Below are 13393 nucleotides of genomic sequence, written 5' to 3' on the forward strand. Positions count from 1 at the left end.
CACCGCCTGATCAATTCCGTTAACAAGGAGTGAACAACATGGCCGTTGATCAACAACGCTATCGCATCGAGAAAGACACGCTCGGTGAAGTCAAAGTGCCGGCCGAAAAATACTGGGGCGCGCAAACCGAACGCAGCCGCAATAATTTTCGCATTGGTCCGCCAGCCAGCATGCCGTTTGAAATCATCGAGGCGTTCGCTTATCTGAAAAAAGCGGCCGCGCTGACCAATCAACAATTCAACGTACTGAGCGCAGACAAAGCGACGCTGATTGGCAGGGTCTGCGATGAGATTCTTGACGGCAAACTCGACGATCAGTTTCCGCTGGTGATCTGGCAAACCGGCAGCGGCACCCAGAGCAACATGAACGTCAATGAAGTGATCGCCTATCGCGGCCATGTGCTGAACGGCGGCAAACTCGACGACAGCGAGAAAGCGCTGAATCCCAATGATGACGTCAATAAAAGCCAGAGCAGCAACGATACCTTCCCAACCGCCATGCATATCGCTGCCTACATGCTGACCTTCAAGCAAACCCTGCCGGCGCTCAAGCAATTGCGCGAGACGCTGCAAAAAAAATCCGACACGTTCAAGGATGTGGTGAAAACCGGCCGTACGCATTTTATGGATGCCACGCCGGTGACGATGGGCCAGGTATTCAGTGGCTATGTGCAACAGCTCGACAATGGCATTCGCGCCATCAACAACGCGCTGGAAATGGTGCGGCAGTTGGCGCTTGGTGGCACCGCGGTCGGCACCGGCTTGAACGCGCCGAAAGGCTATGCCAAAGCGGTCGCCGAAAAAATCGCCGAACTGACCGGCTTGCCGTTCGTTACCGCACCGAATAAATTTGAAGCACTGGCCGCACACGATGCCATGGTAGAGCTCAGCAGCGCGTTCAAACGACTGGCCGTTAGCTTGATGAAAATCGGCAATGATATCCGCATGCTTAGCAGCGGCCCGCGTTGCGGTATCGGTGAACTGATTATTCCCGACAACGAACCCGGTTCCAGCATCATGCCCGGCAAGGTCAACCCGACCCAACCGGAAGCACTGACAATGGTCTGCGCGCAAGTTATCGGCAACGATACGACCGTCGCCATCGCTGGTAGCAATGGCCAATTCGAACTGAATGTGTTCAAACCCGTGATCGCGGCCAATGTGTTGCAAAGTGCCCGGCTGCTCGGTGATACCTGCCGTTCATTCGATGAGAAATGCGCGCAAGGCATCGACGTCAACAAAGCGCAAATCGACGAGCACCTGAACAACTCACTGATGCTGGTCACGGCATTGAACCCGCATATCGGCTACTACAAGGCCGCCGAAATCGCCAAGAAAGCGCACAGGGAAGGCACCACGCTGAAACAGGCAGCGATCGACCTCGGCCATGTCAGTGCCGAGGATTTTGATCGCTGGGTTGATCCGAAAAAAATGGTGTGACTCGAATGCGGGTAGCCAGGATTGCTGGTCGTAGCAATCCCGTGTTTTTCCATCACAACGTCTTGATGAAGATCTTGCTGTTGCGCTGGTAGTTGTACAGTGCTTTTTTCTTGCCGGGCAAATTCTCTATCGCCGCCGGCGCGTAGCCACGCTCGATAAACCAGTGGGCGGTGTGGGTGGTCAGCACGAACAGCGTTTTCAAGCCCATTGATCGCGCTTTCTTCTCAAAATGATCGACCAGAATCGAACCTCGACCGCGATACTCCGGATGCACGACGACACAGGCAAGTTCACCCGTCTGATCTTCCGGAAACGGATACAGTGCCGCGCAAGCGACGATCATGCCGTCGCGTTTGACGACGGCGAATTGGCCGATTTCCGTTTCCAGCCGCTCGCGTGAGCGATGTACGAGAATGCCTTTCTCTTCCAGTGGCGCGATTAATTCCAGAATGCCGCCAACGTCGTCGATCGTTGCCTGGCTCAAGTGCTCGAATTTTTCTTCGCTGAGCAAAGTACCATTGCCATCGCGGGTAAACAGCTCCTCAATCATTGCGCCTTCGCGTTCATAGCTGATGAAGTGCACACGGCGGATATGATTACTGCAGGCTTTATAGGCGTGTCGCAATTGGCGGGCGATATCGACATCGATGTCTTCGTAGCGAGTGGCCAACGGTTCAATTTCCGACGGCTCCAGTTCGCGCACGATTTCGTTGTTCTCATCGCGAATGCCGTCATCGGCGGTAAAGAACACTAGTTTTTCTGCCTGTAGTGCAATGGCCGTCTCCGCGGCGACATCTTCATAGGCAAGATGAAAGACTTCGCCGGTCGGCGAAAAGCCGAGACTGGACATCAGCACAATGACGTTCTGATCGAGCAGCATCTGAATCATCTTGCGGTCAATGCGGCGCACCAGGCCGGTCAACTCAAAATCGACACCATCAACAACACCACGCGGACGTGCTGTCACCAGGTTGCCGGACATCACCCGAATTCGTGAACCGTGCATCGGCGAATTGACCAATCCCATCGATAACTGCGACTCAATGGTCACGCGCACCGAGCTGATCGCTTCCTGAATGCATTCCAGCGAGTCGCGATCCGTGATGCGGTGCATCTTATGAAAGCGCGGCGTGATGCCTTTGGCTTTCAGTCGCTCATCAATTTGCAGGCGAGCACCATGGACCAGCACGATGCGCACTTCCAGGCTGTTCAGCAACGCCAAGTCATAAATGAAGTTTTCAAAATGCGGATCGGCGACGCCATCGCCGGGAATGGCGATCACAAAAACCTTTTCGCGATGGGCATTGATATAGGGCGAGGTGTTGCGAAACCAATTGACGTAGTTATCTGTTTCCATTGCTTCCGATCCAATTGAAAGGCGAGTGAAATCCCTGGCATCCAGGCACAAAGCGGTTCAGTCCGGCTAAGTATAGTATTTCGGTACGAAAATCCCTATTCGACCTTGAGCCGCTATCGGATCGTTGCCAGCTACCGTGTGCAGGATTATGCTGCTCGCCTACCCTTTCATGGATGGCAAGGGATGCCATGTCACTACTAAGCGAAGCCAAACGTCGGCTGAAGCTGGCGGTGGACATTTTGTCGATCATGTGGCGCAAATCGCGACAGGGCCATTTACCGCTGTGGCGTCAGTTGCGCGAGAGCTGTTGGCTGAAATGGCATAGACAGCAAACGTTTCGTTTTTATCTGATGGCAAGGATGTGGCGAAGGGAGATGCCTTGGGACGATAAACTGGCGCATTTTTGTTACGACGACTTTCACCAACTGATAGACCTGCTGAATCCTCCGACACACCGGCAATTGCACCGTCATAAGTTTGCTCAAAAGCAGCACCTACTAGACGCCGGCATCCGAACGCCAGCCTTGTACGGTTTTTTTCATCCAGATCACGGCATTGCCACTGATGGCTCGCGGCTGCGCGATGTTGAATCCGTTGCGCACCTATTGCATGCCCACGAAAACGAGATCGTCGTGTTCAAGCCGGAAATTGGCTCCGGCGGTGAAGGCGTGGTTTGCTACCGGATTGAATGCCTTGCCGAGCAGGTGCTGCTGACCCATCCGTTGACCGGCGAGAGCGAACCGTTGGCGACGCGCTTCACGCAACTGAACCACCATGGTCATGGCGTCGTAATCGAAGCATTTTGTCATCAGCATCCTAAATTGGCGGCATTGAATCCGGATTCAGTAAACACCTTGCGTATTTGGGTAACCAATGAAGGAAATGAGCCGCGAGTGCTCGGTTGTTTCTTGCGCATTGGCCGTCGACACGTACAGGTCGACAATACCGCCGCCGGAGGGTTGATTTGCACGGTTGATGACCATGGCGTGTTGCAGGAACTGAGTCGCGGCGATTTATCGCGCGAGGTGCTGATGCAACATCCGGATACCGAGGTCACCGTCTGCGGTTATCCATTGCCCTTCTTTGCTGAGGCAAAAACACTGGCCTTGCGGGCACTCGCCGCGTTTCCCGATATGGGTATTGCCGGACTTGATATCGCGATCGATGAACACGGGCCGTTGGTGTTGGAAATCAACCTCGACAATCCGGCCCAGATCGGCACCGCCTGTTTTGATCGGCCGGGCCGTTATCTGTTTCCGCGTTTGTTTGCGACGGAAAAACTTGCCTGATCAAACAGCTGCTCGCGCCAAACGCTGTTGGTGCAATCGGCGGCCAAGCCAATCGCCCATCGCAAACGCCACCAGATACACAACGACGGTAGCACCAACAAACCAACCCGGATGAGTAATGGTCATCAGGTTGATCGCAGCACCGGCGGCCAATAACGCAAATACCACGAGGCCATGCGCACGCGGCTGATTCGGTGCCAACCAGCACGCCAACAGCACACCATCAAAGGTGGCGATGAAATAACTGGCCAGCACCAGAATGAATGCGCTGGCCGGTAGTGACATCACCCATTCCGACATCGCTTGGGCATTTTCCGGTGATAACCCTTCCGGCATCGGATGCATTGTCGATGAGATCATCTGAATGACGACGATCAACACCATCGCGCTAACGAGGCCGACCAAAATGGCCAGCAGACTTTTCAGAATGGCTTTCATGGCATGGTCCTTGTTGTGTTTGCCCGTGCAGCTTACGGGCGTTCCAGAATGATTTCCACCCGACGATTGCGTGCGCGGTTCTCATCGCTGTCATTCGGCGCCACTGGCTGCGTGTCGGAATAACCGGCGATTTTCATCCGCTGATCAGGTATGCCCGGTGATTTCAGCAATTCGTCGGCAACGGAGACCGCTCGCGCCGCCGACAACGACCAGTTCGAAGGGAAACGTTCCGTTTCGATAATGACATCATCGGTGTGGCCTGCGACGGTGATCTGTCCTTCGGTTTTCGCCAGTTGCTCGGCGATGTTGGCCAACACCGGCAGAAAGTCTTCACGTATGGTCGCCTGCCCGGAGGCAAAGCTGCCGCTCTCGCGGATGCGCAGCGTGATGCGTTTACCGTTGACTTCCAGCTCGATCTTTCCTTGCACAATTTCGCGCTGCAGCGCATCGACCAGATGCTGGGCAACGATTTCCGATTCTTGTTGAATTTTCTCATTCAGCAGCTGTTCCGCGGTATCCAGGTCAATCGTATCCAAATCAGTCGGCGTCAAATCATCCGGCGTGCTTTCCTGCTGCGCTTCGTATTGCATCGGATCGATGATTTCCAACGGCAAGGCTTCTTCAACCAAACCGCTGGATACCGGTGCACCACCCTCTTCGGTGGCCGGGCCGCCGGCAGTGCCAAGTGATGCCTGCAACGACGAGGCGATAGCGCGGAATTTTTGTGAATCCATTTCCGCGAACGACCAGAGCAGTACGAAAAAACACAACAGCAAACTCATCAGATCGCCAAAGGTGACGATCCAGGCCGGCACACCACGCGGTGCGCTGTCGCTGTCGTCGGCCCATTCATCCATGCTGGTCTTCCATATAAGACTGCAACTGCGTGGTTAATAAACGCGGATTAACGCCGTTCTGTATGCCCTGCAAGCCATCGATCATCATGTAGCGCAGACGCTTTTCCTGCTGCACCACCTGTTCGAGTTTGTCGGCAATTGGCAAGGCAATGAACTGCGCAATCAAGGCACCATACAAAGTCGTCAGCAGCGCGATCGCCATGCCGGGACCGATTGCCGACGGGTCATCGAGATTGGCCAGCATCGCGACGAGGCCGACCAAGGTGCCGATCATGCCCACCGCGGGCGCGACATCACCCCAGGAACGGAACACCTGTACCGAACGAAAATGACGGGAGTGACGAGTCATCAACTCTTTCTGCAATAACTGGCGCACCGACTCGGCATCGTGACCATCGACAATAAAATCAACGCCGCGCTGCAGAAACAGGTCACTGACCGCAGCACTTTCCAGCGCCAACAGGCCGCCTTTGCGGGCCTGTTCGGCCATCGAAGCAATGTCTGCGATCAACTGAAACGGATCCGGCACCACGGTCTGCACGATGCGCTTCAGATCTTTCATTGCCTGAATCGAATCGCGCATCCGGAAACGGGCCAGCACAATGAATGGGCTGCCGGTGACGACCAGCAGGAACGACGGCACATCGATATAACCGGCCAGATTGCCGCCAGCCAGCAAGGCGAGCAGCAGCACGACGACGCCGGCCAGAATGCCGAGCACCGTGGTGAAATCCCAACGCATAGGCACCTCAAAGGATTCTTACTTCACCAGTGCACAGGCACACCGGCACGTTCCCCTCTCCCGTCGCTTCGCGCCACCCATTGTGAGGCGCGTCCCTGCGCCTCACCGCTACGGCGGCTGGCGCGCAAAACCGCTCCCGTCGGTTTTGTCCCACAAGGGGAGAGGGACAAGAGGAGGACGTCGCTACGCGACTTCACCATAAACCTAGACGCTTTTATCGAACACGCCAGCGCCGGTGGCTTCAGATCGGTGAATCAGCGACAATAGTCACACGATTTTTATGCAAGTGGCTGTTATGGCTAAGAAAACCCTGCCCGGATTCGATATTCAGCTGAAAGAACTGGAGCAATTGGTCGCCAATATGGAAAAAGGCGATCTGTCGCTGGAGGACGCCCTGAAGCAATACGAGGACGGCATCGCGCTGGTTCGCGCCTGCGAAAAGCAGCTGGCCGAAGCCGAGCAGAAAGTGCAGATCTTAAGCCGCCAGGGCAACGAGGAAACCCTGACCGATTTCGACGAATCGCGCTGATGATCGCTGAAACCTTTCTGACCGAGGCGCAGTCACGCGTCGACCACGAGCTCGCCCGCCATCTGCCTGCGGCCGAAGGCCCAACCGCCCGACTGCACGAGGCCATGCGTTATGCAACGCTGAACAAGGGCAAGCGCTTCCGACCGGCGCTGGTCTTCGCAGCCGGTGCACTGCGCGCAAGTGATGCCAGTGACCTGAATCTCGCTGCGGCCGCGATTGAATTTATTCACGCCTATTCGCTGGTCCATGACGATCTGCCAGCGATGGACGATGATGATTTGCGCCGCGGCCAGCCGACTTGCCATATCAAGTTCGACGAAGCGACGGCGATTCTGGCCGGCGATGCGTTGCAAACCCTGGCTTTCGACGTGCTGGCTCATGAGCATTTGACCGCGACGGCCGAGCCACAACGCATTCGGCTGCTGCAACTGCTGACCCGGGCCAGCGGCTCGCTCGGCATGGGCGGCGGCCAGGCCATCGATTTGGCCGCGACCGGTCAGCAACTGACGCTGGAGCAATTGACCCGGATGCACGCGCTGAAGACTGGCGCCCTGATCACCGCCAGTGTGCTGATGGGCGCCGCCTGTTGCGGCGACTGGGCTGAACAGGAATGGCAGGCACTGAAACGCTACGGCGATGCGCTGGGGCTTGCGTTCCAGATTCACGACGATGTGCTCGATATCGAGGCCGATACCGCGACGCTCGGCAAACCGCAGGGGTCCGATGCCGAAAAAGGCAAAATGACTTTCCCGCAACTACTCGGTTTGGACGGTGCCAAGGCGATGGCCGAAAAAACTGCCAACGAAGCCGTGAATGCCCTACAGGGTTTGCCCTACAATACCGCGCTTTTATCGGCGCTGGCCCAGTACGTGGTCCGGCGCCGCCATTAATGTGAAGTTACCCATCCGATGCCAGCCGATCTGACCCAGTTTCCGCAACTCGCCCGTATCAACACGCCGGACGATCTGCGCGCCCTGCCCCGCGAAGAATTGCAGACCATCGCGGCCGAGCTACGTCAGTATTTGATCGACACAATATCGGGTTGCGGCGGCCATTTTGCTGCCGGTCTTGGCACCGTCGAGCTGACCGTCGCGCTGCATTACATTTTTCACACACCCGATGATCGTCTGGTCTGGGACGTCGGCCATCAGGCTTACCCGCACAAAGTGCTGACTGGTCGACGCGATCGTCTGCACACGATTCGTCAGCACGACGGCCTGCATCCATTCCCAACCCCGCAGGAAAGCGAATACGACACGTTTGCCGTCGGCCATTCTTCGACGTCAATCAGTGCTGCACTCGGCATGGCACTGGCGGCAAAACAACGCGGTGAAGATCGCAAAACCGTCGCGATCATCGGCGATGGCGCCATGACCGCCGGCATGGCGTTCGAAGCGCTGAATCACGCTGGTGATTTGGATGTCGATTTGCTGGTCGTGCTGAACGACAACGACATGTCGATTTCCGAGAACGTCGGGGCGCTGAATAATTATTTCGCGCGCTTGCTGTCATCACGTTTTTACAACGCGGTGCGCGACACCGGAAAAAAAGTGCTCTCACCTGTACCGCCGCTAAAAGAGCTGGTTCACCGCGCTGAAGAGCACATGAAAGGCATGGTGTTGCCGGGCACCTTGTTCGAAGAACTGGGCTTCAATTACATCGGGCCGGTCGATGGCCACGATCTGAACGTGCTGCTCGACACGCTGAACAATTTGAAAACTCAGAAAGGCCCGCGCCTGCTGCACGTCGTTACCCGCAAAGGCAAGGGCTTCGAGCCGGCGGAAAACGACCCCATTGCTTACCACGGCGTACCGGTCTTCAACCCGAAAGATTCGACGCTGCCGAGCGGCAAACCGAAGAAAACCTATTCCAATGTCTTTGGCGATTTTATCTGCGATATCGCCGCGCAGGATGAACGGGTATTTGCTGTTACCCCGGCGATGCGCGAAGGCTCCGATCTGATTCGCTTCTCAAGAGAATTTCCGGAACGTTATTTCGATGTCGCCATTGCCGAACAACACGCGGTAACGCTGGCTGCGGGCCTTGCCAAAGAAGGCATGAAACCAGTCGTTGCTATTTATTCGACGTTCCTGCAGCGTGCTTACGATCAATTGATCCACGATGTCTGCCTGATGGATCTCGATGTGCTGTTTGCGATCGATCGCGGCGGTCTGGTCGGCGGCGACGGCGCCACCCATAACGGCGCTTTCGATTTGAGCTACCTGCGCTGCGTGCCGAATTTGATCATCATGGCGCCCAGCGATGAAAACGAATGCCGGCAAATGCTCTACACCGGCTGGCTGCACAAAGGCCCGGCAGCGGTGCGCTACCCTCGCGGCACCGGTTTCGGCATCACGCCAGAAAAAGCGTTCACGGCACTGGCCATCGGCAAAGCCAAAGTCTTACGCCAAGGCCAGGACATTGCCGTATTGAATTTCGGCGCCATGCTAAGCGATGCGCAGCAAGCCGCAGAGGCGTTGAATGCAACGCTGGTCGATATGCGCTTTATCAAACCATTGGACGAGACACTGCTGCGCGAACTGGCGAAAACGCATAGCGCGTTTATCACCGTCGAAGAAAACGCCGTCATCGGCGGTGCCGGCTCGGCCGTCAACGAACTGGTGTTGAACCAAGGGCTTGGAGTTCGGGTCAAAAACTTCGGCCTGTCCGACCGCTTTATCGAGCACGGTGATGTCAAACGCCTGCGCAGTGAGGACGGATTGAGCGCCGAGGCCATCATCGCCTACGCCCAAAAGGAATGGAAATAAGGAGCTTAAAACAATGCGCATCGCCCTGATTCTACTTGCCAGCCTGACCGCGCTAGGCTGCAGCACCCGCGGCAGCTACGAAAACCTCCGCCAGAACCACATCAACCAGTGCAACGCGATGCCGCAATCCGCCCGCGAAGAATGCCTGCAACGCACGGCGCCGGAGTACAGTGAATACAAAGCTGATCGCGAAGAAGTGCTGGAAGAAAGTAATCGAAAGCAATAATACTCAAGCAATCCCTATGATGCTTGGACTTCGCGCTTAAACAATGGCCAATAAAAACAAGGCGGTTGTACTCTACCCGTCATTCCCGCGGTTCGTTGAGTTCCCTACCCAACGCGACACGCCTCATATCCATGTGAGTCGAACGCGGGAATCCAGAAGCGTCAAAGCCACCACATTCAACTGCTCGACATTTCTTCTTGGTGCTAACAGCCATCGATTCAAAGAAAAGCACGTATGAAACGAAAGTCCATCGGCATCTTTTTGCTTATCATCGTACTGGCTATAGGCATCAGTCTGCTTTTGACGATAACAGATTCTCGAAAAGAAGTAGCTTTCCTGAACGAGGCAAAACCTGCTGATGAAAAGAAGCCTTTATCAATAGCCAGTCAAGCCAACAAAGCCGTCGCTGAAACCACTATCGCTGACGACAAGAAAATCGAGCAAGCAAAAGGCGAAAGCTATTGCTCCGTTTCGGCCAATCACACGTTGTTCAGCCCAAATCTGGCGCAAGTGATCGCCGCCAATCATCCCGAACTCAACCTGAGCGCCAAAGATGTTGAAGGGCTACTTCGAATCATCGAAAAACAAAGCCAGAGAGCGGCGAGTACTTATTTTCCTGTGAACACCGAAGGCGAGGTGTTGCTAGAGGGAGCTTATCAGGGAAAATCCGTATCGGAATTGGCCGAACTCGCCGCACAGGAAAACGGCATGGCAGCCTATACGTACGGCTTCTGGTTGATTCATTTCAGTGTACCGGCAGATTTAGCCAGTCGGCTTGAACAGGCTCGTAGCGCTGAACGATATTTGATTAAAGCAGCGCGGCTTGGCTACCCGCAAGCACTACAGATTCTAAGCAATGCTTTCCATGGTTTAAGTGATATCGCTTGGGTTCTGTCCAACAGCAGCGACGACGCCACTTACCTGGAATTCAATAACAAGAAACGAGCCTACCAACAATTGCTCGGCGAGTTTGGTGACGAGAACAGCATCTTCGCTGCCGAGGTGTATCGTCTATTAACCGCGCCAATGGCAAAACGGACCAACAAGAGCGGATTGTTTGAGCCGGAGGTTTCAGGCGACCGACTTTCCGAGATCATGGCACTGAAAGAACGGCGCCAACGAGATATGGCGCTGCAGCCGCGAGATGCAGACACCGAGCGAAACATCGAACAAATGAAATGGATTATCCGGAATGGCGATCTGGTCAAAAGCTCAGCGGTCATTTCCGTATACTGCCCTGAGTTGGAAAATCGCACTTCAATGAACTGATGGACTGCTCTCGACACGAGTCAAAACTGCAGCCTCAGTCCGACAGGCATTTTCCGGAAGCAGAAATCCTTTCGTGAAATCGTGATCAGACTGAACAGCAGCCAGAACAAGCTGGCGAAGGCGGTTCAAATCACCCATATCGTTGGTCAACTCTTCCTTTCCCAAACACGCCGCAATATTGGCACCGGCAATGGTTTGTTGAATGCTGACGTATTCATTAAGATTGAACGCCGACACTGGTAAGCGCAGCTCAACCTCAAGAGATTCTGACGGAAAAATAGCCTTTGGCAATGGCAATGAGTAGGACAACTTTGTTCGCTGTTCGAGGTCGATGGTTACCATATTCGCGAGCAAGGCCCTAATATAAAATCCAACAAGATATGCCCTTACCTCATCGTTAATTACCCGTTCTTTCACGTGTTCAGCTGTTTCTCGAGGAGCGGCGGCATTCAAATCCTGATCGACGTGCGTCCATTCATGCGCCAGCGCCTCGAATATTTTGACGAGCTCTGCGTGAACCAACGACAAAGCAAGCGTCTTTTGCGAAACGCCAACTCCCCTTTTTGATGTCAAGTCCATTAGCTCGTTGACTCGCCCTTCCAGCTTTGCTTGTGAAATTAGTGGAAACGCAAACGCCACAACAATGTTTCCAGAGTCCTTGAACTCCCAACGTAGCGCCTTTCTTCTTCCCTCTTCAACCAAATAAAAAAGCACCTTTCCGCCTTTTTTCACGAGAAAAATTGACTCGAACTCACTGACCATCAGATCAATAGTAGCCTGAACTTCAGATTCAATATCCCGCCTTTCTGGCAGATGGTTCAACAATCCTTTTTCGACAAAAAAATCAAACTGATATTTTTCTGTTGATAACGCGGCCCACAACGAAAATTGATGAGCATCAATCGATCCAGGCCTGCACTCCGGCGCGCAGCCAAGAAATGACTCTGTAACAACTGAGTACTTCCCATCCACCTTTTTTACAGACACGGAATGCATTTGACTATCAGGCTCAATCTGACCAAATGCCAAACGAACACTATCTCGATTGGAAACGGCACAGCCGCCGCTCAGAAAGGAAGCAACCATGGGAAGAATAATAAATATACTTTTCATAAACAGCTAAACCGGTTACGTGACCATCACTCATTGATGGCCACGCATAGCTTAAGGATTAGGGCTCATCACAGTAAAAACGACACAGTGTTGGAGCGCTTGTAACAAATGAACCTGTCGCCGCGGTAAGTAACTTCTGACCATCGGTTACCGCAGCTGTAACGGAAACCAGAGTTCCAGGAGTGTTATCTATAATTTTGAATGGTACATTATCGAGCTCTAAGGAAACACTTACAGAATCCGCCAGCTCCATATGACCGAGTATTTCATTTTTAATGCTCTGATTTGTCAGGTACAAACCATTTTGATCTGCAATGTAAGAACTAGAACCAACATTAACCTCGTGGCCATTTCTATAAAACCTGATTCGAGCATTCCCTTGTTTATAGGGAATCGCATAATTCTGGCCTCTGAACTTTATGGCAAGACCATTGTTTGATGGAGATGTCTTCATTTGACCAAAACTTGGTACCGCCCATGGAGACTTACCATCCAGCATATCGCTGAGCAATTGCCACTGTACAAACCACTCATCAAATCCGAAGCTTATCAGGCTGTTGTTATTTTGCTGATTCTTAGGCACTTCCTTCCAGTCACAAGTAACTTTAAAACCTACAGCCAACTCAGCATCTTCTCCTTCTTTCTGCTTTGCCTCTACATTGTACTCTTGTTTACAAAGTTTGACCCAAATATGTCCATCTGCAGGAGTCCTTGGTGGCTCCATTGCACAGCCGGAAATTCCAAGAATAAGAAAACCGCTTACAAAACTATTGAGGACTTTTTTGTATCTGTTGATTTGCATTTGCTCCAAACTCCTTGTTGAGCATAACCGTTCCAGATGAACGGCCCGGGATGCTAACATCGGAGTTTTTTTTTTGCGCAATCACTACATTTTGATACATTTAATGCGGCCCGATCCGGAGTACCGCCGTCGAAATATAAATCTCGCGTAAAAACGCAATCAGCGCACCGATCAATGCCAGCATCGAGGCAATAAATAACCAGCCGACATAAACGGTAACCGGCCAGTTCATAAACGCGGTAAAGAATAGCAGCACAATCACCAAGCAAACCATCAATGCTGAAGTCACGCACATACTGATCGAAAAGTTGGTCAGCTTGGCGCGGCGTGACATGGTTTTCAGTTTGCTGCGTAAGTCCTCGGCGACTTCGCCGGAGCTGTGCACCAGTAATTCCTCCATTCGTCGCGCGCGATCGATAATGCGCACCAGGCGATTGGTCATGACACCGAGCAAGGCGCCGATACCGGTCAGCAGGAATACCGGTGCGACCGATAGTTGAATGACGTGGGCAACGCTGCTGACTTGGGTGGTGCCGGTAAAAAGTTCGCCTAAAGCCATGATGC

14 protein-coding genes are annotated in these 13393 nt (G+C 53.6%); 7 read left to right on the forward strand and 7 right to left on the reverse strand.

The features are described from left to right. Positions 1–38 precede the first annotated feature (38 nt). Complete coding sequence (fumC, locus tag E2H98_RS05205; RefSeq protein ID WP_133590927.1) at positions 39–1439, forward strand: class II fumarate hydratase; 1401 nt, start codon at positions 39–41, stop codon at positions 1437–1439. 52 nt (positions 1440–1491) lie between these two features. Here fumC and argA read toward each other — a convergent pair whose 3' ends face one another. After that, complete coding sequence (argA, locus tag E2H98_RS05210; protein WP_133590925.1) at positions 1492–2796, reverse strand: amino-acid N-acetyltransferase; 1305 nt, start codon at positions 2794–2796, stop codon at positions 1492–1494. A 188-nt stretch (positions 2797–2984) separates the two neighbouring features. Here argA and E2H98_RS05215 point away from each other — a divergent pair, with 188 nt between their 5' ends. Further along, on the forward strand, positions 2985–4085 hold the full coding sequence (locus E2H98_RS05215) for a sugar-transfer associated ATP-grasp domain-containing protein (RefSeq protein WP_157591256.1): 1101 nt from the start codon (positions 2985–2987) through the stop codon (positions 4083–4085). Here the strand turns inward: E2H98_RS05215 and E2H98_RS05220 are convergent, their stop codons facing one another. Genes E2H98_RS05220 through E2H98_RS05230 form a run of 3 tightly spaced genes read right to left on the reverse strand, consistent with a single transcriptional unit; the run spans position 4086 to position 6122 of the window. Beyond that, the gene (locus tag E2H98_RS05220; RefSeq protein ID WP_133590921.1) at positions 4086–4523 is read right to left on the reverse strand and encodes a hypothetical protein; all 438 of its coding nucleotides are present in this window, start codon (positions 4521–4523) and stop codon (positions 4086–4088) included. 32 nt (positions 4524–4555) lie between these two features. Next, positions 4556–5380 carry a type VI secretion system protein TssL, long form gene (tssL, locus tag E2H98_RS05225; RefSeq protein WP_133590919.1) on the reverse strand — a complete coding sequence of 275 codons (825 nt, stop codon included), beginning with the start codon at positions 5378–5380 and terminating at the stop codon, positions 4556–4558. Next, positions 5373–6122, reverse strand: a complete 750-nt coding sequence (locus E2H98_RS05230; protein WP_133590917.1) for a MotA/TolQ/ExbB proton channel family protein — start codon at positions 6120–6122, stop codon at positions 5373–5375. Before E2H98_RS05230 ends, tssL begins: the two co-directional genes overlap by 8 nt. 295 nt (positions 6123–6417) lie before the next feature. Here E2H98_RS05230 and E2H98_RS05235 point away from each other — a divergent pair, with 295 nt between their 5' ends. From E2H98_RS05235 to E2H98_RS05255, 5 genes are all read left to right on the forward strand, one after another. Further along, a complete protein-coding gene (locus E2H98_RS05235; protein WP_133590915.1) occupies positions 6418–6651 on the forward strand; it encodes an exodeoxyribonuclease VII small subunit in 234 nt (77 codons plus the stop codon). Next, on the forward strand, positions 6651–7541 hold the full coding sequence (locus E2H98_RS05240) for a polyprenyl synthetase family protein (protein ID WP_133590913.1): 891 nt from the start codon (positions 6651–6653) through the stop codon (positions 7539–7541). Before E2H98_RS05235 ends, E2H98_RS05240 begins: the two co-directional genes overlap by 1 nt. An 18-nt stretch (positions 7542–7559) precedes the next feature. After that, on the forward strand, positions 7560–9419 hold the full coding sequence (dxs, locus tag E2H98_RS05245; RefSeq protein WP_133590911.1) for a 1-deoxy-D-xylulose-5-phosphate synthase: 1860 nt from the start codon (positions 7560–7562) through the stop codon (positions 9417–9419). Between the two features lie 13 nt (positions 9420–9432). Continuing rightward, positions 9433–9645: a hypothetical protein gene (locus tag E2H98_RS05250; RefSeq protein ID WP_133590909.1), complete on the forward strand. Its 213-nt coding sequence runs from the start codon at positions 9433–9435 to the stop codon at positions 9643–9645. Between the two features lie 234 nt (positions 9646–9879). Continuing rightward, positions 9880–10914 (forward strand): hypothetical protein, encoded by a 1035-nt coding sequence (locus E2H98_RS05255; RefSeq protein ID WP_133590907.1) that lies wholly within the window; start codon positions 9880–9882, stop codon positions 10912–10914. Here E2H98_RS05255 and E2H98_RS05260 read toward each other — a convergent pair. The 3 genes from E2H98_RS05260 to E2H98_RS05270 form a co-directional block, all read right to left on the reverse strand. Next, positions 10903–12027 (reverse strand): hypothetical protein, encoded by a 1125-nt coding sequence (locus E2H98_RS05260; RefSeq protein ID WP_133590905.1) that lies wholly within the window; start codon positions 12025–12027, stop codon positions 10903–10905. The genes E2H98_RS05255 and E2H98_RS05260 overlap by 12 nt on opposite strands. A 58-nt stretch (positions 12028–12085) precedes the next feature. Next, a complete protein-coding gene (locus E2H98_RS05265) occupies positions 12086–12829 on the reverse strand; it encodes a hypothetical protein (RefSeq protein ID WP_133590903.1) in 744 nt (247 codons plus the stop codon). A gap of 100 nt (positions 12830–12929) precedes the next feature. After that, a complete protein-coding gene (locus tag E2H98_RS05270; protein WP_133590901.1) occupies positions 12930–13388 on the reverse strand; it encodes a DUF2721 domain-containing protein in 459 nt (152 codons plus the stop codon). Positions 13389–13393 lie beyond the last annotated feature (5 nt).

It is taken from the genome of Permianibacter aggregans, from assembly GCF_009756665.1.
In the GTDB taxonomy this organism is placed as follows: Bacteria; Pseudomonadota; Gammaproteobacteria; order Enterobacterales; family Permianibacteraceae; genus Permianibacter; species Permianibacter aggregans.